The following is a 23,317-nucleotide window of genomic DNA, read 5'->3' on the forward strand; positions in this document are numbered from 1 at the left end:
CACTAATCCTCCTTCGATGAATACGGATAGTTATATGACAATTATCTTAGTTGCATTGCCTTAGCCAGCAGCGTCACTGCTTCCGCCCGGGTTGCCGCCGATTTGGGGGCAAATTTATTCCCTTGCTGACCGGAGACAATACCGGCCTTGACGGCCGCTCCGACCGCCGACTTCGCCCAATCCGATATTTCTGCGTTATCTGCAAATTGAAGCTCATTGCCGCCGGTCAATTGGAACGCATACACCGCCATAGCTACCATTTCCTCCCGGCTTACAGGCTGGTCGGGCAAGAACCGTCCGTCCGGGTAGCCGTTGACAATCTGATAATTCGCCGCAGTCCGGATCATTTCGCGCGCCCAATGCTGCCCGATATCATTGAAATCTGCTGTGCCTGTACCGGCAAGACTAAGCGATTTGACCACCAGCGCGGCGAATTCCGCCCGCGATATGCTCTTGTTCGGCTTGAATGTACCGTCCGGATAACCGCTGATCGTGCCGCGCTGACGCAGCTCCTGAATGTAGCGGTTCGCCCAGTGTCCTTCAATATCGTTCAGCGGCGCCAGTTCTCCCGTACCCAGCAGGTCTGCGGAAATTTCAGCAAATACGGCAAACTTGGTGAAGTGATACACGGATGCCGTGATTTGATTGCCGTTCACCGTTCCTCCTACCCGTACCCATTTGGATGTGCTGGTATCATAGTAGTAAATCGCCGCTTCTCTGCCTTTGGCAACCTTGGAAGAATCGAAAGGCAGCGTGATCATCACCGGCTTGGCGAATGTATAGGAAGACCCGCTGCCAACGGTGAATTCGAACGTAGCACTGACTGCGGTCAGCGTAAAAGGAGCCATCGGCGGACTCGCAACCTCGGATATGCCTACCTTCACCTTCGCGCTTCCGTTCAGAGCTCCGGGCGGAATCTCCACCGCCGCCCCTGAACCAAGCGAGATTGAGCCTCCAAGCGCGGGAGTAACCGAAGCCGAACCGCTGGTAGATGCGGCCGGGCCACCGGAAGCAATCAGGTCCCTGTTGCGATTCATTACCTGAACGAGAGAAGACGTCAGATCGTTCACCTGGGATTTCAACGCGGAATTCTGTGTCAGCTGTATGTTGATCTGTGCCTCTGCCGATTGCAGCTTCACATAATTCGTTACCAGCGTCTGCTGCGATGGAGTAAGAGCATCGTACTGTGCGCGAACAGCTGCGACGGCGTTCTGGTCCGCCAGAGATACCAGAGAAGGCAGCGCCGCAATCGCCGATACCACTACATTCGCGATTTCAGTATCGTGTTCCAGCTGCAGCTCCTGCAGCGCAGCTTCCGCTTCCAGAAGACGGTTATACATGGCAAGATTATCTCCCGACTGCACCAGTTCCTTCTGCCGGTCGGTCAATGCTTCATACGCTGCGCGCGCTTCTTCGATCATCGCTTGATCATCCAGCGTAACCGCACCTGCATCCGGCAGGTTAGAGAACTTGGCGATCACCGGATTGATTGCGATCAATTGCTCCCGCAGATCAGCCATATCCGCAAGCTGCTGCTCCGCATTTACCAGCAGCGGGTAATTCGTGACCAGCGACTGTTGCGACGGGGCAAGCCCCTCATAGGCCGCGCGGGCGTTCGTTACCAACTCAGTCTGGGCAATCGACACCTGTGATGGAAGCGCCGCGATCTGCGCAATTACAGAATCGGCAGCCAACTGATCGGCGTTTGGTCCCGTTATAAGGTACACACCTGGCTTGGCCGTCAGAAACGCAACCCCGGAAGTCCCGGAGAAATCCGCTGTGGAAATCCGCGACAAGGCCGTACTGCTTGAACCATCCGAATTGTAGGAATATACCCTTAGCCGGGAATAATCCCCGGGAAGGTATACAGACAAGGTTACCCTAGCTTCCGTTCCAAAATCCCGGATCGCCGCTCCGTCCAGATTGGCGCTGACATCAACTGCCGCTTCAATCTGCTGTCCGGCTGGCAGAAGTGAGGAGAGTCCGTTCCAGGGAGAGTCCAGATAAGTGCTGTCTATCACAACCGTTCTTCCCCTGCTTCCCAGAATGCGGTCAAGCGCAGCGACTGGCATAGTTATGTTGGCGCGATCAGTGTATACATCAACATTGACCGTCGGCGGCAAATCCTCAAGATCCGATTGAGTGATGCCCTCCGCCCTGAATTCTCTTGCAGGCGCTGCATTCAAATTCAGCTTGTTCGCATCGGCTCCGAAGGGAATGCTGTAATCGGTGTCGTCAGGGTACAAGTCCCGGGAATTGATAACACCGTCGTTGTCCCAATCGAAGGTGAAGCGGGCAATTACAGAGTAGGTTCCGCCGCTAAGCAATTGCCCAGTGTCATTATAAAAAGGCTTTGATATCCCCGCGGGAGCTGCTCCAGCCTGAGCGAAGTCCCCGTCCAACTGCTCTCCGGGTGCAGTAATGCTGTATCCGGCCAGCACGAACCCGTCCGGTGTTGCGGCCAGCGTGTGAAGGAAGCTAAAGGTGCCGCCCCAGTTTCTGATTTCTTCATGCCCAGTTCCCCCGTAGAAACCAAGCCACTCCATATTCAGCTGATCATCGGTCTTAATGACAACGAAGTCGAGCGGTTCGCCGCCCTTGGGGTCCGCAGCTCCTGTCGGACTATCCGCAACCTTTCCTGCGAAATCACCAGTCAAACCAAGAGCTTGCCCCATAAACAGGTAGCCGCCGCCCGGTGCAGGTACAACCGCAGACAGCGTATCCTGCCATTGTTCGCTGCTGCCGGCGAACACGCTATCCTCCGGTCTCGAATAAGTTTTGACTCTTAGCAGTTCCCCTGTGCCCAGATCGTACTGAAGAGCGGTTGATGTATATCTTGGATATAAGGCTACTCCCGCCACCGTCATTACACTTCCATCCTCAGATATCGCCGCGTCGTTAAGTACCGTAGAATAAATGACTGGAATATAGCTCTTCCCCCAAATCAATTTCCCTTCGGCATCCAGACGAGCGGTAAGCCCTCTTTCCACAATGGTTGCATTTGCTGGTGCCAGTGAGGCTGGCCCATAATCGGAAGCCTCCGGCTTCGTATTGAGCGAAGCAGAGGATGAGCTGCCGACAACTGCATAACCTCCTCCGTTAGGTAGTTCAACAATGCTGTTCAGGCTGTCGTCTTGGGAGCCTCCAAGATTTTGCAACCATTCCCGGGTTCCATCAGCTGTGTATTTGACCACAATTCCGTCTGTCTTCCCCCTGCTATTCACCTCGAAATCCCCATCCTGCGAGCTGCTTGTACCGACAGCTATAAAGCCCCCGTCAGCGGTCGCCTTAACGCTCCGCAATATTTCGTCTCCGCTGCCGCCTAAGGCTGTAACCCCGAGAACATGACCCGAAGCATCCATGCGCATGATCAGAGCATCGCCTATCTCTGACAATCCGCTTGTGCCAGGATATACATTCACATTCCACGAGCCACCTATGTAATCTTTCAAAACGACCGGATGTGGATCAGCAGCGCCGCTATTTTTCGTGAGGATTTCGCCGACCGCTACAAACGTTCCGTCTTTCAGTTCGGCAACGTTCTGAAAATCTATCGTGCAAGAGCTGCTGCCCGATACCGCATATAACCCGTTAGCCCATACCTTCTTCATTACACCATCCGCGTCGGAAGTCTTGACCACCAACCCGGTAATTTCAGCTGCGGCATCGCCTGACAGCTCGTCGGGGTTCAGTCCCAGTTCGTCTGTATCCTGGAGCGACAACGATAACGTGGACACATAGTCTCCGGCGGAATCGACAATTACACTGGTATTGTCATATTCTGTGATCCCACTGACCATAGTTGTCTGGTATTTGGCTGCTGCCCACGAGCTTCTGGCCATCGGAAAATCCATGCTGTCGTCATACTCGGCCGCTGCAGCCTTCTCCGTCAGTCCAGCTTGCCCCAAGATCGGCATAAGCAAGGTCAACGCCAGCATAGCTCGCAGCATCACGCGGCTCTTGCACGGTTTGGTGTTCATTTCTCTCAATTCTCTCCCCCCGACATACAGTTTCAGTAAATTTACAGAATATATAATCATACCGCTTTTCATTAATCAATATCAAATATAACTAAATATACACATATCGATATCCTTTTCAAAAAAGTTCATCGAATTTTGTCATTTTTTCACGTTTTTAATTATATTCAATTATATTTGATGATATTTATTGATATTTAGTTGCCATTTTGCTATTCTTCTGGTGAATCTTAAATGTCATCCCTTCCAGTTGCATCAGGTTCGGACATAAGGGCGAAGACTGCACCAGTATTTCAAATTTCTGATGAAAAGGAGACTTTTACCACAATGACAACGTATTCAAGACAACCGCTGGCCATGCGTTGGCTTGCCCTTCTTGCCGTCGCTATCCTCTCGCTGAGCGCACTGCTCCTTTCTCCGCTTACGGCTCACGCTAATGCAACTAACCCGGAGAAATCCAGCATCAGCATCGTGTCTTCCCATACAGGAGCGACCCAGGCTGCCGCGAACCCGCTTCAGGTCGTTACTGCTACCATCACCTTTGACCAGAACATTACGGTCAGCTCCGCTTCAGCTCTGCGGGCCGAACTGGATGTCAGCCTCAACGGCACCAACATTCCTGCCGTCGGTGAAGTGTCACCTGACCCTTACATGATCTTCGATGTCGGCACGATCGGCACCAATTACTTCACTGTGAAGATCTATACTCCCAATCCTCCACCTGCCAGCGGAATGTTCGCCATTATGGGCGCTGCACTCTCCATCACCTCCTCTTCGACCGACGCTACTCTGGGCAAGGTGCTGAATAGCGTGACGAAGACCGGCACCTCCGATGTTGCCCTGTGGCCCAACACGGCCTTCTCGAATCAGATCATCGCAACTGGACTTGGATTTGGATCGGCTACCTCGACTCCGGGAGACAATGCAACTAGCACTGCACCATCTCTGTCAATTCCGATCAGTTCCCTGCCACAGGTTCGCGGAGTAAGCTACGTGGAACTTGGCTATACGGACGATACAGGGTTCCACAAGGTTAACGCAACCTACGACAGCTCCGGGTTGCCCTTCTCCTGGCCATCGGCAGTATCATCCCTGACAGGTACGATTCCGCTGCACTCGCATATGTTCGTCACGCTGACCGCCAACGACTACGCCAACACCATCGCATCGGCGATCAACTATCCAGGTAACACTACCGGTTACACTGCAACTGTCTCCGGCGGTACGCTGACGATCACCAAGAATACCGGGGTTTATGACGACGGCGAAACCATCTCGCTGCGTGTCATCAACTACACGAACCAGTAAGATGATCTGTTGAACTTCTGACTTGTATCGACTGTCTTCCCGTAATTGCACCGACTGCCGTACAAGCATTCGCTTGATCGGCCGGACTTCCACCATTCGCCCTGGTCCAATGTCCAGCCTGTTAGGTATACATCTTCAAGAATAAGCTTCATGCAATAAGACAAGCCCTGTTCAGCACATAACTGAACAGGGCCTGTCTGCATTTCTTTATCTTTTTCGTCCTAACCTGCCGATACGCACCTTGCCTTTGCTTAACCTCTCCCCTTAACCAGCAAATACAGGAAGAACGGCGCGCCGATCACCGCAGTCAGAATACCGAGCGGGATTTCCTGGGCGAACATGCTGCGCGCCAGATCGTCGACGGCCAGCAAATAGACGGCCCCCAGCCCCATCGACACCGGCAGCAGCGTCTTGTGATCCGGTCCGACCAAGAGGCGGGCCATATGGGGAACGACCAGGCCGACCCAGCCGATCATGCCGCCCACAGCCACCGCCGAGGCCGTGAGCAGCGTGGAGCAGAGAATGACCACCATACGAATTCTGCGCACATTGACACCAAGCGCCTCCGCTTCCTCCTCCCCGAAGCACATCACATTCATCTGCCAGCGAATGCACAGAAGCGGCACACTCCCCAGCAGGCCAGGAATCAGCAGTATAAGCAGATCCCGGCCCGTGACGGCGGACAAGCCGCCCATCATCCAGAATGTGATCGCCGGCAGCTTGCTGTACGGATCAGCCGCATATTTGATCAGAGAGGTCAGAGAGCCGAAGAGCGCCGATACGACCATGCCGGTAAGCAGGAGTCCCAGAACCGTCACCATGCCTCCCCTGCGTCCAATTAAGGCTCCTATGACATAAGTGATTAGAACAGCCGCCAGTCCGAAGACAAAAGCCAGGGCTTGCACCCCGAATGTCCCCGCAGACAGCAAAATGCCCACTGCCGCTCCGAAGCCCGCCCCCGCCGACGCCCCCAAAATATCCGAGGACACCATAGGATTCCGGAACAATCCCTGATAAGCGACACCCGATACCGCAAGTGCCGAACCGATCAGCATCGCTGCAAAAATACGGGGAACCCGCACCTTAAGCAGCACTGTCTCCACCGGATTCGACCAATCCGCCGCCTGTCCCCGCAATCGGCCTGCCAGGATTTCTGCCATCTGCTCCAGCGAAATCCCGTATCTGCCCCAGGTGAACGAGCCCAGGAACACCGCGCAGGCGCAAAGAATCAGAACAACGGCCATCGTCCTGCCGCGAATAACAGTTCTACTGCCAATCCCCCCGCCCTCCGCAGAGCCATGACCCATAGAATGATACTGCAATTTTTGTCCCCCCGAACATTTTTCATTATAACCAAATATATCTGAATACAATTAAATATAATATAATCACCCGACACAAACATCAATGGTCAATTCGGGGAACTTTATATCAAGCTCTCAAATCCTCTGCAGTTCATTTCCAGGCTCACCTCTCCCGTCAGGACTCTTCCGAAACACAGCGCGCATCCGCCAAGCCCAAAAAAGCCGATACCCAATCGGGCATCGGCCTGCATACTTGTTCTTTTTTAACCAGTAGCCGTCAAAATGGCTGTCTTCGCCGGCCTCCGGCTTCCGTTAAATCCCCGTTCTATCGGCCAGTTCGGAACTATGATCTCTACAGAGTAATCCCGAGGTGACCCGACGCAAATCTCCATATAGCCCGCTCCTGGTGAATTAATGGTTCGTGACCGACGAGCGAAGCGGCATCAAGGATGACAGCAAAGAGTGGTACTCTGCTGCCTCTTTACAGTTTTGACCTGATCATCTCCTGAATGGCCTTCCGTTTCCGCTTCAGCGTCTTCCATTCCGCCCCCCAGCTTCCCCATGCCCGAAGCACGCCAGGCTCTTTCAGCAACATGTATCCGTGAACGGCGATCTCATACGGCAGGGCGAAGATCAGGGTCTTCAGCAGTGTGCGGGCCGGCTCGTTATTCACGAGCATTTTGTAGCGGTTGAGATAGGATTTTCTCCGGATGAACAGGGGTTTGCTGCCGCGCCCCGACGTCTTCCAGCCCCGCTCATGATAACCGATCGCTTCCGCGTCATACCAGGCCTTCCACCCGAGCAGCTGTGCCCGCCAGGCAACATCGACATCTTCCTTATATGCAAAAAAACTGCCGTCAAAAAACTCCCCGTCCACACTAATATCCTCGATCATTCTCCGCGAGTACATCGCCGCCGCCCCGGACACGCCGAACACCTCGCCCGACTTCTTCCAGTTCTCCGCCGGCTCCCCCATCCCCCTGTCGAATGCCCGGCGTATGCGGTTCATCCGCAGGCCCGTACTGTCCACAATCGTCGGATCGCCCTTGAACAGCAGCTTCCCCGTAGCGCTCCCGATCTGCGGATCGGCCTCCATCCGTGCCACCAGCCGGGACACATAATCAGGCGCAAGGACGACATCCGGATTCAGCACGAGCATATAATCGGCATCGCTGGCGGCAATGGCCTGATTATGGGCGGGGGCGAAGCCGGTGTTGAGGGGGTTAGAGATCAGGGTTACAGAATTCTTATATTTGCTCATTATTCTCGAAACAGTTTCATCTGAAGAGGCGTTATCGACGACCACAATACCATTCACTTCATAGGTCTGGGCATGTACAGCATCCAGGCAGTCTAATATGTCAGTTTCGCTATTAAAGGTGACAATATGTATACTAACAGTTTTGTGTGTTTTCATATTTAGTCCTTTATATGTGATTTTACAGTATAATTATTGTTTTACTGAAAACAAAACAATGTTAGAATATAATCATTATGTTAAGTTAGAGGGAGTCGATTAGGTTTTGACCAGCAACATAGTAAACAATCCTGTCTTGTCACTTGTAATCCCCTGTTATAATGAAGAAGCAGTTTTACCAGAAACGATCAAGCGCCTTACTATTATAATCAATGATTTAATAGATGAACATAAGATATCCGCCCACAGTAAAATGCTTCTTGTTGATGATGGCAGCCGTGACCGTACTTGGGAGATTATCGAAAGCCACAATGAAACAAACAAGTATGTGCATGGCTTGAAGTTGGCTAAAAATGCTGGACATCAAAATGCTCTCTTGGCAGGGTTAAATCATGCAAAAGAATACTCCGATTGTGTAATTTCAGTGGATGCAGACCTCCAGGATGATCTAAACGTTCTCGAGGAATTTATATCCAAATTTAATGAAGGCTACGATGTCGTTTACGGTGTTAGAAAAAGCAGGGCAACAGATACCTTCTTCAAGCGCTCAACGGCACAGGGTTTTTATCGGCTTATGAATACAATGGGTGTTAAGGTGATCTATAATCATGCGGATTATCGTCTGATGAGCAAACGTGTGCTTGATCATTTAAGCGAGTTTAAAGAGGTTAATTTGTTCCTTCGTGGTCTTGTCCCGTTAATCGGCTACAAATCAACGGAAGTTTATTATGACCGAAACGAACGATTTGCCGGGGAATCTAAATATCCTTTGAAGAAAATGCTGGCTTTTGCTTTTGACGGAATAACCTCTTTTAGTGTTACACCAATCCGCTTAATATCAGCAGTTGGGTTTTTAATGTTTGCCTTCAGCTTGTTGATTGCTGTTTATATTGTTATTAACAAATTTATGGGTAATACTACTTCCGGCTGGTCCTCCCTTATGATCTCTATTTGGTTTATCGGCGGAATTCAATTGGTTGCGCTAGGACTAATCGGTGAATATATCGGAAAAATTTATAAAGAAGTAAAAGCTCGGCCAAAATATATTATTGAAAAAAGTACTGTTAAGCTAGGTGAAAATAAAGAAACTCAGCATAGAGAACTTGTGGGCACATACTAAAAATTAAAATCTCCCTTTCTAATTTGATTAGATCGGGAGATTTTTTTATTCAAACGGAATTTGCTTTAAAAATTCTCTTAACCCTTCCCGCCAAGACCGGATATCCTGAAATCCATTGGTGCGGATGGACAGATGCTCCAGTACCGAGTTGTGCGGACGCGGAGCCGGACGGACAAACTGCTCTGTCGTGCAGGGCTCCAGCTTGGCTGTAAATTTAAGACCCAGTAGCTGTTCAGCTTCTTCAAAAATAGCTTGAGTGAACTCATACCATGTGCAGGACTCCGTGTTGGAGGCATGGTAGATGCCGTATTTCTCGGTCTGGATCAATTCCAGGAGAAAACGGGCCAAATCTACGGTGTAGGTCGGGCATCCCTTCTGATCGTCCACCACCTGAATCAGCGGCTTCTCTTGACCCAGCTTCAGCATCGTCTTGACGAAGTTATTGCCGTACTTGCCATAGACCCAGGACGTTCGCACAATGAAATACTTGGACGACAGCGTCTGGACAAGAACCTCACCTGCCCGCTTGGACTTGCCGTAAATGCTCTGAGGATCTGTATTATCATATTCATGATAAGGCTGTTCGCCCCGTCCATTAAAAACATAATCCGTGCTAATGTAGACAATCTTCGCTCCAGCCTTCTCTGCCGCAAGCGCTACATTCCGCGTTCCTACCGCATTGAGGAGGTACGCAGCATCGACATCCGTCTCCGCAGCATCAACAGCTGTATGGGCGGCGCAATGGATAACCGCATCGGGAGCGAATTTTCCGATTACCTCGACGCATTGATCCGGGTTGGTAATATCCATCTCCTGACGATCGCTCGCCAGCACCTCATATCCACCCTTGTGAAGAAGCTTTACCACATCCTGGCCCAGCTGTCCCGCTGCACCGGTAACCAACACTTTCATCGCCATTAGAGAGCATCTCCCAGACGGGAGCCATATTGCAGCTCGGCATATTTCTGGTACTCTCCGGACTGGATGCGGGTCCACCATTCCTTGTTGTTCAGATACCATTGAATCGTTTCCTTGATACCCGTCTCAAACGTATGCTTCGGCTTCCAGCCGAGCTCCGTCATGATTTTGGTCGGATCGATACCGTAGCGTCTGTCATGACCGGGACGGTCCTGGACATACGTAATCAGCGATTCCGGCTTGCCCAGCTCCTGCAGAATCGTTTTGACGATATGCACATTCGTCCGCTCATTGTTGCCGCCGATGTTGTACACTTCTCCCAACACGCCCTCGTGAATGACCAGATCAATCGCGCTGCAGTGGTCTTCGACATAGAGCCAGTCACGAATATTCATCCCGTCACCGTACACTGGAAGCGCTCCATCCGCAAGTGCGCGGGAGATCATCAGCGGGATCAGCTTCTCCGGGAATTGATACGGACCGTAGTTATTCGAGCAACGGGTAATATTGACCGGCAGGCCGAAGGTCTCGTGGTACGCACGCACCAACAAGTCACCGCCTGCTTTACTTGCGGAGTACGGGCTGTTTGGCGTAAGCGGAGTTTCTTCCGTGAAAAGCCCGGTTGCTCCCAGCGTTCCATATACCTCATCAGTTGATACTTGCACGAATTTCGTGACCTTATGCTTCTTGGCCGCATCCAGCAGCACTTGAGTGCCAAGCACATTCGTCTTCACAAACACATCCGGCTCCAAAATACTCCGGTCCACATGCGACTCCGCCGCAAAGTTGACAACCACATCCACACCATCGCCAATCAAAGCATCCATCGCCTGAACATCCGTAATATCCGCTTTAACAAAACTGTAGTTCGGATGGTTTTCCACCAATTTCAGGTTTTCCAGGTTCCCTGCATACGTCAGGGCATCTACGTTAACGATCTTGTAGTTCGGATGCTGCTCCAGCATATAGATTACAAAGTTGCTGCCGATGAATCCGGCTCCGCCGGTTATGAGGAGTTTCATGAGAGACCACCTTTATCTTTTTTAGCCTATTACCAAAAATAAACTTTAGAACGCTTATAATGAATGCTTTCTATGCAATGCAATCCAACTAAAGACAATCAAACAACGCATTGACTCATAAATTTTAGGACAAAAATAAATAAAGTATTCAATATGATAATATTATTCATCCGCAGCTAATAATGGAACAAAAAACTCAGTTATTCAAAATTATATAAAAAGCGAACTCAAAAGTAAGAAGGTTTGAACAAGAGCGATCTTGCTTAAGCTTACATCGATTACATTAAATATAACCTATTAAAACTAAAAATCTCATGAAACAATCATTTAGAAATGACTGTCTAAACACCTTGCATTTAGTCAAATACAAAAATCGTGAACGCAAGCTAGTTCTCGAAGCAAGGAAAAGCTCAAGTTCTTCCTTATGCTCTACCTCTAAATCTCCTCCATAGCATTTATTAAACTCTAGGGCCTGATTATAGAGCACTTTCTTCACTCGATTTATTTTATAACTTGCAATTTTTTTTTGTATCAATTCAACACGAGTTTTGTCCCCTCCAATCAGATTATCATTATGCTGTCGATATAAAATTTGGGCATTATCACCAAAAACTACATTACCAAAAGCCGAAATGCATAAATATGCCCACCAATCATGCATAATTATATTTCGCAAATCAGGAGTATGTAGAAGCAGAAGATCTTTAGCCCTTTTATTAAATGTCGCGGTAGCTCCAACAACAATGTTTTCAACAAGTGCATTATTGAAAGAAGGTTTCACATTTGAAAGATGTGGCCACTTTTTTAGGGGAGCCAAATCCGAATCGGCCAGAATGGTCGGGGTGAAGTACAGAAGTGGCCTATCCCCATCACTCACACCTTTCAGAGCATGGATTGAGTTCTTCACCTTATCCTCCAGCCACCAGTCATCCTGATCACAAAAAGCAAAGAAAGCACACTCTGGATCAGCATTCTGTAATAATTCAAAGAAGCTCGCCTTGGCTCCAATGTTCGTTCCACGAATAATATGGATTATATGAGGGTGCTTCCTTTGATAAAGCTCCAGTTTTTGAACTGTCCCATCGTTTGAACCGTCATCGCGAATCAATATGCTAGAAATCGAACAGGATTGCAATAACAGACTTTCAATTTGAGCTGAAATGTAGCGTTCACCATTATAAGTGGATAAAAGAACTTGTAAACTCACCTTCCACTTACTCCTTAGCGTAAAGCATCTTGCCTACTATTTGTTGAATACCATCTTCAAGCGTGATCGAGGGTGAAAAACCTGTAATAGATTTCAATTTACTGTTATCGATAAGATTGTTTTTTACAACAGTATTTGCCGAGGTTTTGTACACGATATCAATCTTACAGTCTACTCGATGCTGTACCACATCAATAACTTCTCCAATCGTACTGCAAGTTCCACTCGCAACATTAATCACTTCATTAATCGCACATTTGGAGGCAAGATAAGTTGCCTTAAGGAAATCATCGATATAAATAAAGTCCCTAGTAGCATTTATATCGCCCCAGAATTCAAATTTCTCTCCATTTAGCGCCTTATTTATCAAGACAGGTATTATTCCTTGGTTTTTTAGCGGGTTTTGGATTCCTCCATACGGATTAGAAACTCTGAGTATGACATGCGGCAATTGTTTGGATTCATTATGTTTAATTTGAATCAATTGCTCAAAAAAAGCCTTCTGAACACCATAAATATTCAAGGGATTCAGCCGATCATCTTCTTTCGCGAAATTGGAAGCATTTCCATAGACAGTTCCCGCTGATGACAGGAATATGAACTTTCCAATATTTTTGGATGCACACTCATTCAACAGATTTATATATGGCAGATAGTAATCTGTGATATCCCGAGATATATCATTAAAGGGATTGGTTGCATTTATAGATCCTGTTGCGCATAAGACAAAATCCCCTGGAATTATAAAATGTTTTACACTTTCAATATCATTAACATCAAGTTCCACAAATTTAATACTCTCACTTAAATAATCAGTGTGCATTGATCGCATGCCCAAAACCTTCACCGACCAGCCTTGCTGATTAAAATAATTGGCTAGATGTGATCCTAAATAACCACAGCCAAGAATGAGTATACTATTCATCTTATCCCCCGTAATTCAAATTCATAGTCAGCAATTCCATTGTATCATTAAATAGAATACATGGCATTACAATAAAGCGACCATGAAGAATTACTTCTCCGCTTGGCTCCGATGGAGTGACCGGGTTTCATCATTCGCATCTGCTCGGCAAGGTCTCGTGGGGCTATCAGATTCAAGCTACCGTCGTGGGATACGCCTTCTCATGCCGTAGTGTTCAAGGCTACGGTTGCCGCTTATTTACTCAAGCCTATTTTCGCCTGGCTCAAAATCCGAATTTATTCATAACGAAAAAATTAATCCAAGCAGAATACGTCTAAATATTGACGAGGATTCGTAAGCTCCTAAGAGTTCTAGAACTTTTTTATTGTCCAGCTATTAAATTACACCATACAAATATATATTCAAATTCATTTGCAGTTTGGCAAAGAAACAATTTTAATTTCGATATAGGTAATGTAAAATTAGATAAATTAACTAATGAGGAGAGATAGTTGTTTGAACAATCCAATTACTGCACCAAATACGAGGATAGTTATACCTTGTTATAATGAAGAAATGGTCTTACCTGAAACTATCAGGCGCCTTACTATTATACTGATAATCTAATAGAGGCTAATAAAAGATACTTTCTCATATTCCAAGTCCCAGTGTGACACGATTAAAGAAATCGCAATTACCTATAATTAATATGTTAATTTGTAATAAAACTAATGTTAATAAACGTTACCCAATAAATTTCAAAGAGGTTATTTAGATGCTAAAGCGTACATTAACTAGGTCTTTAGATAGTAAATGGTTGATTTCTTGTATTTTTTTTGTTCTTATATTCATGTCTGGTGTTTTTATATTCAACAATACCCCTAAAATATCTGGTCTCTTGATATGCTCTTCTATCTTATTTTTCTATTTCAGCATAATATGCTGGTCATTGGAAGTGAACGGATTTTTCGCTTTCTTAAAAAGACTTAACAAACTAGATATCATTTGTTCTTTTTTTGTTTTTATACTAATCACAGCTTTTGTTTTTGCTGAAGTCAGTAGAGATCGATTCGTATACTTTTGGGATTTTGGAGGATACTGGGGAGTAACAATTGAGCATAGTCGGAACTTTTTTTTATTTCCAAGTCAAATGCTCCATTCTCTGTACATAAGTATTAATGAATCAGAATATAACAACATTATTCCCACCTTGTTAGCCCTTCCTATGAAAATCATGGGGGAAAGCTTTGTCAGCTATGTTCTATTAATTCTAATAATGTTCGTTTTCCCAATGGCACTCATCCTTTCCTACTGTTTCTGCAAACTCGCAAAAATTGACGAAACAATTAAGCTTCCTTTCTCTGTGATTTTGTTAATTATTCTTAGTCTCCCCATGCTATATTTGCCTTTATTCTTCGGATATTTGGATGGTGTTTGTTTATTAGCTATTGCAATTCTTTGGTTAACAACACTTGAAATAAACTGGTATAAGCTTGATTTTAAAAAATACTTTGTTATTGCTGTAATGTTAATGTTGCTGATTTTGCAAAGAAGATACTTTGCATTTTTCGCAGTTGGTTTTGTAGCAGCAATGATAATTTTCATTCTATTCAAAATGATTCAGGAAAAAGATCGAAGATTCCAAATATTAAAATATTTCATAATCAACATCTCATTACCCGCAATAGTATCCCTTGGAGTTTTATTAGTATTCTTCAAAGGTTTTTTAAAACAAAGCTTATTTGGTAATTTTTCTATTGCCTACTCAGCTTATAGTATTGGTAATTATACCGACAACTTTGTAATCACCGGAAAATCAATGGGCTTATTTATTTGTTTGTTGCTAGCATTAGGAGTTATCATCGGTGCTACAAAAAAAGAATTACGCCCATATGCAGCAATGTTCTTTTCTTCATTTGGAATAACTCAAATTTTATTTTTCAGAATACAAAACATGGGGATCCATCATAGGTATTTATTATTTTCACAAATACTCCTCTTAGTATTAATTTGCACTGGTTGGTTTTATAACCGCTTTTTCCCGAAAAGAAGAAACCTATATATAGGCGCTATTGTTTTATTGTTTTTAATTAACTCTTCGTATTCTTTCGGATTTGTTCCGATATCTAAAATAGGTTCTATATTGTACTCCAATGAATCATATCGACCAAAAATCAGAAATGATATTGCCCAGCTTCAACTGCTGGATAATGATCTAAAGGCCATGTCCGATTCAAGTGGTGCTCACATTTACGTAGTAGCTAGTTCTTCTCTGCTTAATGATGATATCCTTAGAAAGCTGTATCTACCTGACACCTTAAACTATATTTTGACATTGGATGCATCTTCGAACGTAGACCTAAGAGATGGGTTTCCAAGTGATTTTTTAACAGCTGATATTGTGGTTGTAGCTGACCCTATCCAGTATCATCTTACGCCCTCCGATCAACAGGTAGTCGGTATTTTGGCAAACGAGTTCCTGAACAATGGGATTATTGGAGATAACTTCGATTTTGTAAAAGATTACACAATAGAGCAGAACATTAAGGTTAAAATCTTTCAAAAAAAGACTCCGTTCACCAAAGATGAATTGCAATATTTAAGCGACAAATTCGATTATTACTACTCTGATTTCCCCGATTTATTTAAAAATAGAATCCTATCTTCACCCCCATCTTGATAGTTTATGAAACAAAAAAATATTGAATTATTACATAGGAGCGAAAAACACAGTGATAAATGAAAAAAAAGAACGATTATTTTATTTGGATTTTATTAGAGCTCTTTCTGTATTGTCGATAGTCATTTTCCATTTCAATGCTTCTTTAGGAACGCGCACTATTGGTATTATCAAAATATTCTTTGATACTTATCCTAATGGAAACTTGGGGAGAATCGGTGTATCATTATTTTTCATAATCTCTGGTGCGGCATTGATGTACACCTATAAAAATGACTTTGCAATTAAAAAGTATATTAAAAAGAGATTCCTTTCCATTTATCCAATATTCTGGACTGCTTATGCCCTTGTATTATTGTATTACTTTTATAAGTATTACGCCCTCAATCCTTTCAGTCCGCAAGTCCCTAAATGGACTTTTGTATTAAGCATCCTTGGAATGGATGGATATTTAGTTGCTTTAATACCGAATTATTATATGATCGGTGAATGGTTTTTAGGCTGCATAATTCTCTTGTACATCTGTTTTCCTTTTCTAAGAATTCTTTTAATGAAGTTTCCCAAAACACTAATATTCTGTAGTGTTTCCATTTACTTTGTAGTTGTGCAATTTTACTTTTTCAACATTCAAATCGACTATAATATCTTAACAAGATTGCCAGAATTCATCTTTGGAATGTGCTTCGTGCAATATATAAAAAAAGTTAATATATACCAATTCATTATAAGTACTTTGATTGTTGTACTTTTGTTTACTAAAGAGATTAACATTCCGTACATGTATATAATCACCATTACTGGAATCTCTCTCTTCTTCCTGTTAGCCTATATTGGACAACTTATTAAAATAGAAAAAATTAAGAAGCCATTTATAATCATTAGTAACTCAACTTTCGCACCTGGAAAAATGGCTTAAACCCTTGAGCGCGTAAGGAGAATTCAATAGATTTACTCGTATTGACAAAAAACACCTCGCTTGTTTGGTATCATGGAAGTGTCGAGCTTACCATGCCAACAAGAAAGGTGCGTAACCCTATGTTACAACAACATTCCCTGTCTGAACAGTCTCGCTTTTCCAAACTTTTTGCCACTCTTCACATTGGAAAAACCTTACGGCAAGCGGGCATTTCTAAATCTTTCGGTCTTTCCAGTCTAGCCATTTTTCAAATCATATTCTCTTTGGTTTTCGAAGGGAAGAACTGGTTTCGGCTTTTGGAAAGTGACCGAGGAGCAGATCTTCCTGGCAAAGATGTTGTTTATCGGTTCTTAAATCAAGCTTCTTTTGCGTGGCGACGCTTTTTGCAGGCTTTAAGTCTTCGCATCGTGCGCCATTTTGAATCGCTTATTTCGTCACATCGAATACGTGTGTTCATTATCGACGATTCTGTTTTGAGTCGAAACCGGAGCAAAAAAGCAGAGTTATTGGCACGAGTTTTTGACCACTCTACGGGCAAATTCACCAAAGGCTACACCATGCTGACTCTAGGTTGGTCTGACGGTTTTAGCTTTGCTCCGATTGACTTTGTCATGCTGTCTTCAGCCAAATTAGCCAACCGTCTGTGCGAAATGGCTTCGACTCTCTCCAAACGCAGTAACGGCTACAAGCGCCGGATGGAGGCCTTATTTCGGAAGCCGGATGCTGTCGTAGCCTTGTTGGAACGAGCTTTACGTGCCGGATTGGCCGCCGACTACGTGCTTATGGATAGCTGGTTTACTCAAGCTCCACTGCTCCGTGAGCTCGCCGCCAAAGGGCTTCCCGTGATTGGTATGGTGAAGGAAATGAAACAACGCTACCTGGTTCAAGGTAAGCGAATGACACTCGGCGAGGTGTTTCAAAGCCTTCCCGCATCGAACGCGAAAGACATTAAAGGCTCGGTCATCGTGCACACCGCCTGCGGTTTGCCTGTGAAGCTTGTGTTTGTCCGCAACCGGAATAAAAAACGGGAGTGGCTGGCCATTTTAAGTACCGATGTGACGCTGGATGCAGCTGAAATCGTACGAATCTATGGCATGCGCTGGAGCATAGAGACCTTTTTCAAAGTCACCAAAAGCTATTTGAAACTGGGAACTGAATTTCAGGGCCGTTCCTTTGACGGGCTGATTAGCCATACGACGATTGTATTCAGCCGATATTTGGCAATGGAATACGAACGGCGTCAATCGAGTGATGACCGAACCTTGGGAGGGCTCTTCTTTCTCTTTGCCGACGAGGTCCGCGATCTGGACTACCAGACCGCGCTCCAGCAGCTCATGAGTTTATTTCTCGAAATGTCCCAGGCGAAAACCAAGAAGAACAAAATAGCTGTTTTTTGTCAACTACAGGAATGGATCTCCGGTTTACCCAGCTATATCAAGGGTTTGTTTGGAGATTTGAGCTGCGAAAGTTGAGTTAGTAAGTATTCATTTGCTATATTCTTAGTACATCATGTAATTATTGAACAGGTACTTGAACGATTCACAGGACGAATAATAACTCCTATAGAAACCTACTCTCTTTTTTTGATCAACTGCATCATACTGGCGTTTTTTTCATTCAACTTGTATAAGTACTCAAATAAATTAAGTAACTCTGTAAAAAAATTCTTATTAAGCGACCCACAATAAATTAGGTATATGACCGAACGTCGTCATTGGGGAATGTATTCCGCTAGGTTTACCACCTTGCGGCGAAATCCTTTCGCGGATGCCATATACGTCGCACTATATTTTTCAAAACCGGTTTTAAAAAAATATAGCGACAGCCGATACTGCAACAAATAGTTGCGAAAGGTCGCATGATCAGGTGCGAAAACGGTAAGAGACATAGCGAGTTCTCCTGGTGTGAATGGGGTTGTGGTGACTTTTTTCACCACAAGGAGCACGCTTTGTCTCTATTCTTTTTGATTCTACAGTTTACTGGGAGTAAATTTGTTCATTTATAGGTAATGTCTGTTGTATTGCTCTATTCGGCCACAGGCTTGTTGCTTGCTAGAACACGGCCTTAATGATAACATTGTTCTAGTTTAGCTGCGAAGTAAATTCCAGGTTAACACGAGCATTTTTGGGAGGCATTGGAAAACAAAATGGAGTACACAGGAGAACGCTTTATACCAGACAATGATGGATTAGAAATTGAGGCTGAGCATGTTCATAGGTATAGTGCCGTTGCGCCCTGCCTTAAAAATATGAAGGTTCTAGATGCAGGGTGTGGAACCGGATATGGTTCCTTGTCTTTATCACAGTTTGCCTCAGAAGTTACTGGTATTGATATATCTCATGAAACCATAGAGTGGTGTAAGGAGCATTATGCGAATCAACAAAACCTCAATTTTATCCAATCCTCGCTGGAAAGTCTTCCGTTCGAAGATTCCTCGTTTGATTGTATCGTTATTTTTGAAGTCATAGAACATGTTGAAAAGGATATACAAAACAAATTTCTTCTCGAGGCAAAACGTGTCCTTAAACCAGACGGCATACTCGTGATGTCGACTCCAAACAAGACAGTCTACACTGACAAAAGTGGATACCATAACCCTTACCATGTTTCAGAGTTTTACCTTGATGGATTTCAAACATACTTAGAACAGGCGTTTTCCACTGTGAAAATATACAATCAATCCTTATACGCGGTTTCCAGCATTACTGATCTTGCTTTAAAAGAACGTAGAGTGAAAAATTTACAGAACTCAAGCATCGACTTAGAGGGGAAATATCTTATAGCCATATGCTCCAATGAATCAGGATCAATTTCTGTTTTTGATATTGCTTCAATTTATAAATATGATTCCCAGATCAGTCTTCATATCTCAACCTTATATCCTTCAAATGAAGGAATCTACCAGCAAGATAAGAAGCAAAGTACGACTATTTATACAAATGAAAACAACGAATTTTCGATAACGTTCGACCTCTCCACTTATGCTGGAGGCACCAGATTCAGATTTGATCCCATCGAGAATCAATTCTGCATTTGTAATATTGAAAAAGTAATTACTGACGGGGCTGTAACTTCACATGTTCCCCTCAATGCTCTAAATTTCCACAAATGGGGTTTCCTTTTTATGAATATCGATCCTCAATTTGAGATTGTTGGGGATTTTACGAGTGCTACCTTCCTAACAATTAAAGGATACCTCAAAATTTTGACACAGGTCGAAATAAGCGAGATTGTTGATCAGATTTATAAACAAATGATTGAAGCACTTGAGCACAAAGGTTCCAACTCAAAATCAACTTAAAATTTATGGTGGTGTACAAATGCAAATTAGTGTAATTATTGCCGTATACAATAGGTCCTCACTATTAAGAGATTTATTAGACCATTGGAGAATTGTTGATAAATATACCAAATATGAATATGAACTTATCTTCTCAGATGATGAATCTTCTGATCAATCCGTTGCTATTCTGAAGGAATGTACAGATCTTCCTATAAGAGTGCTGACAAATAAGCATGGAGGTGCCGCACAAGCCAGAAATCATGCATATCAATATGCAACCGGAGAAATCGTTCTCTTTACAGGGGATGATATTTTCCCGACTCCCAATTTCCTAAATGAACACTACGAATCTTACTTAAAAAATGGAGAAAATTATGCGACATTAGGCTGTATTGAATGGCGAGAAGGAATCGAGATGAACCATTTGATGAAGCACATTACCGATATTGGCTGTGAACAATTCGGATTTGTCGGAATGAGGCCTTTTGAAGTCATTGATTTTCGTCATTTTTATACCTCTAACGTTAGTGTTGCACGGTCCAAATTGCTGCAACTAGACGTATTGTTTAGCCCTGCTTTTAAAAAATATGGATTTGAAGATGTAGATCTAGGATATCGTTTGCATCAGTTGGGAGTATCAATTATCTATGTTCCTAACGCACTTGGATATCATGATCATATATATAACAGTGTTGAAAAATTTTGCAATCGTCAGCTATCAGCAGGTGAAGAATTAAATACGCTAAAACGATTACATCCCGAAATTGGAAATGAAGAAATTAAATTTGATATCGATGAGTTTTATGAACTTTATCAGTCCTCGTACTCTGTCAAAAAGAGAATTGACTTTGTCGGTGATTTGGGTAGAGTTACTATACGTCTTCTAACCCTAATGACCAAGTTGTTGGAAAAGGGCTTGAGAAAAAAAGACTCTTCCAAAATAAGGAAATTATGTTCGAAATTTTACTCTATTATTTTTAGTTATTATATGTATCTAGGTCTGGCTATAGGATATGCGGATTATAAGCCGTCCAGAAAAACTTCAGAAAGATTCGTTTTGAGATATCTTTTCTTCGGCTCGTCGCAAGTTTTCTATGATCGGGACAATAACTTTACTGAAGAAAATTCGGTAAAATACCATACTGCTGGAGAGAAGAAGATAAAAATATCGCTCGAAGTTCCGAGCGATTCTAACGGCAGAATCCGATTTGACCCCTTAGATGACCGATGTAAAGTCAAGATTAGAAGAGCGGATGCTGTCTCACTCCATTCGTCGAGAACTCCCATTCGTTTTGAATTTAACAATGCGATGCATTCAGCAGTCAATAAGTACGATTTCTCTAGTGAGATCGATCCGATATTAATCAGCGAAATGTTGCCGACAGATACTTCAAAAGTGGAAATTGAATTTTCCTTAAACTATTTGATGTTTAAAAGAAGCCTATCTGCTGCAAGGACTTCCTTTCGCATGACTTTCAAACTATTAAAAAAGGTTATCCACTATATCGCAAAGAAACGGAACAAATATAAAGTCAGTGTCTCTTATCAATTGAACAGCCCATCACATTCTTCTGAACAACGCAGACGGATTTGGATTACCTTGAAAAGTTCTAGCGGACAGGTTCCTACATTAATTCTTAATGCATACCGGGAATCCTGCATCCTTTCTCCAGATATCCATGTTGATGTGAATTTCTGCACTTCATCTGAGTATATGGAGTATATCTATGAATTTACTGATTCACTTCATGTAATTGAAAAAAGCCAGTTTGCTAATGCTGCACTTTGTCTTTTAGAGCATAATTATGACTTTATTTTCATTTCAGACGGGTTAAGCAATTTCCCGCTTCTACATAGCATTAATTATAAAGACTCACTTATTATCAAAAAAAGCTTTGGCAGCTGTGATAATTTCATTAAGAATCCCGATGGAATCGGCAGATTTCTTCGAATTCCCGGAAGCAAACGAACCGATCAACAAATTGATTTAAGTTTGGTGTGCCCTTCTATACAATCTTCTGATGGTAAGAATTTATTCACAAAGAAACAAGAACCGGTCGAATGGAATAATTCAATAATTTTTGCATCCAAGCAAAAGGTTAAACCCACAATAATTGTTCTCCCGGTTTTCATGGCTGTTGGAGGAGTAGAGCGAAACACTATCGAAATTATGGAAAGACTTCAAAAGGATTATGAATTTATAGTTGTTACTTTTGAATCTCATCGAACAGAACAAGGCAGCCTGTATTATCAAATCGCGGAGTTAGATATTAAATATTTTGATTTTGCAGAAATAACATCATTTGAGACTTATCTCTATTTGTTAGAAGGCCTTAAGAATGTTTATCAACCCGATCTTGTGTGGATATGTAATAGTTCTCCTTGGACAATGGATAACAGCAGTAATATCAGAAGAATCTTTAATAACTGTCCGATTGTGACTCAAGATGTATATGATTATGAATATGGATGGATACAATATTACGATCGGCCTTCTATACATTCATATGATCGTTTTATCGCAATCAACCAAAAGATTAAAGAAAAGTTTATCCACACATATGGACTAAATCCATTAGACATTGATCTGGTATACTCGGCTGTTGATACTCAAAAAATCGCAAAAGCATCCACCGAGCATTTTTCTAGAGAGAAAACTTTGAGATCATATGGCTTAGACCCCAATAAAATATATTTTGCTTTTGTGGGTCGTTTTACTGAACAAAAGCAGCCACTCAAAATGTTGGAACTGGCACGGTATATAGTTGAAAATTACAATAATGCGAATTTTGTTATGGTCGGCGACGGAGAACTCGCAAAAGAGATCGAGATCGAAATTGCGAAAACCCCTATTTGGAAGAATCGTATCCACAGAATTTCCTACATCGCCGAAATCTCCAAATTTATAAAATCAATAGATGGCCTTGTGATTGCTTCAATATTCGAGGGGTTGCCAATTGTGACTATCGAGGCTATGTGTGTTGGGACTCCTATTCTATCTACCGATGTTGGTGATATCGCATTATTCGTCAGGGATAAAGAGATAGGGATCATATCGAATAGCCATGATATTAAAGACCTAAAGGCAGCTTTCGACACCTTTTATACTAATCTTGGCGTCTACAAACAAAATGCGGAGAGTCGTGCAAAAGAAAACATTGAATTTTTTTCATCGGAGAGAGCTTCTCTTTCAATGAAACATTCATTTGAAAGAGCTATGAGTAAATATAAACAATAGAAAGTCTTGAAAGGATGAGA

Annotated in this window: 15 protein-coding genes; 7 read left to right on the forward strand and 8 right to left on the reverse strand. The window is 43.7% G+C overall.

The genetic code is table 11. The annotated features are described in order from the left end of the window. Window positions 1-41: 41 nt before the first annotated feature. Window positions 42-3,980, reverse strand: a complete 3,939-nt coding sequence (locus tag PSTEL_RS23545; RefSeq protein WP_038699122.1) for an S-layer homology domain-containing protein — start codon at window positions 3,978-3,980, stop codon at window positions 42-44. Between the two features lie 327 nt (window positions 3,981-4,307). Here PSTEL_RS23545 and PSTEL_RS23550 point away from each other — a divergent pair, with 327 nt between their 5' ends. After that, window positions 4,308-5,288, forward strand: coding sequence for a hypothetical protein (locus PSTEL_RS23550; protein ID WP_038699124.1), 981 nt, complete (start codon window positions 4,308-4,310; stop codon window positions 5,286-5,288). A 251-nt stretch (window positions 5,289-5,539) separates the two neighbouring features. On the opposite strand, the gene PSTEL_RS23555 is transcribed toward PSTEL_RS23550, so the two are convergent. Together PSTEL_RS23555 and PSTEL_RS23560 are read right to left on the reverse strand one after the other, a co-directional pair. Further along, entirely contained in the window at window positions 5,540-6,610 is a 1,071-nt protein-coding gene (locus PSTEL_RS23555) for a FecCD family ABC transporter permease (protein ID WP_218917567.1), read from the reverse strand. Window positions 6,611-7,073: 463 nt separating this feature from the next. Next, a complete protein-coding gene (locus tag PSTEL_RS23560) occupies window positions 7,074-8,009 on the reverse strand; it encodes a glycosyltransferase family 2 protein (protein WP_038699126.1) in 936 nt (311 codons plus the stop codon). A 106-nt stretch (window positions 8,010-8,115) separates the two neighbouring features. On the opposite strand from PSTEL_RS23560, the gene PSTEL_RS23565 reads away from it, so the two are divergent. Continuing rightward, on the forward strand, window positions 8,116-9,129 hold the full coding sequence (locus PSTEL_RS23565; RefSeq protein WP_245625017.1) for a glycosyltransferase family 2 protein: 1,014 nt from the start codon (window positions 8,116-8,118) through the stop codon (window positions 9,127-9,129). Between the two features lie 45 nt (window positions 9,130-9,174). Here PSTEL_RS23565 and rfbD read toward each other — a convergent pair whose 3' ends face one another. The 4 genes from rfbD to PSTEL_RS23585 form a co-directional block, all read right to left on the reverse strand. After that, window positions 9,175-10,041: a dTDP-4-dehydrorhamnose reductase gene (gene rfbD, locus PSTEL_RS23570; RefSeq protein WP_038701573.1), complete on the reverse strand. Its 867-nt coding sequence runs from the start codon at window positions 10,039-10,041 to the stop codon at window positions 9,175-9,177. Between the two features lie 5 nt (window positions 10,042-10,046). Beyond that, a complete protein-coding gene (rfbB, locus tag PSTEL_RS23575; RefSeq protein WP_038699128.1) occupies window positions 10,047-11,069 on the reverse strand; it encodes a dTDP-glucose 4,6-dehydratase in 1,023 nt (340 codons plus the stop codon). A gap of 283 nt (window positions 11,070-11,352) precedes the next feature. Next, window positions 11,353-12,276, reverse strand: coding sequence for a glycosyltransferase family 2 protein (locus PSTEL_RS23580; RefSeq protein WP_038699130.1), 924 nt, complete (start codon window positions 12,274-12,276; stop codon window positions 11,353-11,355). 7 nt (window positions 12,277-12,283) lie between these two features. Beyond that, entirely contained in the window at window positions 12,284-13,201 is a 918-nt protein-coding gene (locus PSTEL_RS23585) for an NAD-dependent epimerase/dehydratase family protein (protein WP_084065289.1), read from the reverse strand. 928 nt (window positions 13,202-14,129) lie between these two features. On the opposite strand from PSTEL_RS23585, the gene PSTEL_RS23590 reads away from it, so the two are divergent. The 3 genes from PSTEL_RS23590 (at window position 14,130) to PSTEL_RS23600 (ending at window position 18,248) form a co-directional block, all read left to right on the forward strand. Beyond that, window positions 14,130-15,860, forward strand: coding sequence for a hypothetical protein (locus PSTEL_RS23590; RefSeq protein ID WP_169744623.1), 1,731 nt, complete (start codon window positions 14,130-14,132; stop codon window positions 15,858-15,860). Window positions 15,861-15,912: 52 nt separating this feature from the next. Continuing rightward, a complete protein-coding gene (locus PSTEL_RS23595; RefSeq protein WP_052098908.1) occupies window positions 15,913-16,776 on the forward strand; it encodes an acyltransferase family protein in 864 nt (287 codons plus the stop codon). A 119-nt stretch (window positions 16,777-16,895) separates the two neighbouring features. Then, window positions 16,896-18,248 (forward strand): IS4 family transposase, encoded by a 1,353-nt coding sequence (locus PSTEL_RS23600; RefSeq protein WP_038693644.1) that lies wholly within the window; start codon window positions 16,896-16,898, stop codon window positions 18,246-18,248. A 239-nt stretch (window positions 18,249-18,487) separates the two neighbouring features. On the opposite strand, the gene PSTEL_RS28045 is transcribed toward PSTEL_RS23600, so the two are convergent. Beyond that, window positions 18,488-18,709: a hypothetical protein gene (locus PSTEL_RS28045; protein WP_169744624.1), complete on the reverse strand. Its 222-nt coding sequence runs from the start codon at window positions 18,707-18,709 to the stop codon at window positions 18,488-18,490. A gap of 201 nt (window positions 18,710-18,910) precedes the next feature. Here PSTEL_RS28045 and PSTEL_RS26515 point away from each other — a divergent pair, with 201 nt between their 5' ends. Next, window positions 18,911-20,077, forward strand: a complete 1,167-nt coding sequence (locus tag PSTEL_RS26515; RefSeq protein WP_156995946.1) for a class I SAM-dependent methyltransferase — start codon at window positions 18,911-18,913, stop codon at window positions 20,075-20,077. Next, the gene (locus tag PSTEL_RS23610) at window positions 20,043-23,297 is read left to right on the forward strand and encodes a glycosyltransferase (protein ID WP_156995947.1); all 3,255 of its coding nucleotides are present in this window, start codon (window positions 20,043-20,045) and stop codon (window positions 23,295-23,297) included. Before PSTEL_RS26515 ends, PSTEL_RS23610 begins: the two co-directional genes overlap by 35 nt. The last annotated feature ends 20 nt before the right edge of the window (window positions 23,298-23,317 follow it).

It is taken from the genome of Paenibacillus stellifer, assembly GCF_000758685.1.
Taxonomy (GTDB): Bacteria; Bacillota; Bacilli; order Paenibacillales; family Paenibacillaceae; genus Paenibacillus_AQ; species Paenibacillus_AQ stellifer.

Bases quoted from the DNA above. Each gene is read 5' to 3' on its own strand.
- PSTEL_RS23545 (WP_038699122.1), bottom strand. From the start codon at position 3,980: ATGAACACCAAACCGTGCAAGAGCCGCGTGATGCTGCGAGCTATGCTG.
- PSTEL_RS23550 (WP_038699124.1), top strand. From the start codon at position 4,308: ATGACAACGTATTCAAGACAACCGCTGGCCATGCGTTGGCTTGCCCTT.
- PSTEL_RS23560 (WP_038699126.1), bottom strand. From the start codon at position 8,009: ATGAAAACACACAAAACTGTTAGTATACATATTGTCACCTTTAATAGC.
- rfbD (WP_038701573.1), bottom strand. From the start codon at position 10,041: ATGAAAGTGTTGGTTACCGGTGCAGCGGGACAGCTGGGCCAGGATGTG.
- rfbB (WP_038699128.1), bottom strand. From the start codon at position 11,069: ATGAAACTCCTCATAACCGGCGGAGCCGGATTCATCGGCAGCAACTTT.
- PSTEL_RS23585 (WP_084065289.1), bottom strand. From the start codon at position 13,201: ATGAATAGTATACTCATTCTTGGCTGTGGTTATTTAGGATCACATCTA.
- PSTEL_RS23600 (WP_038693644.1), top strand. From the start codon at position 16,896: ATGTTACAACAACATTCCCTGTCTGAACAGTCTCGCTTTTCCAAACTT.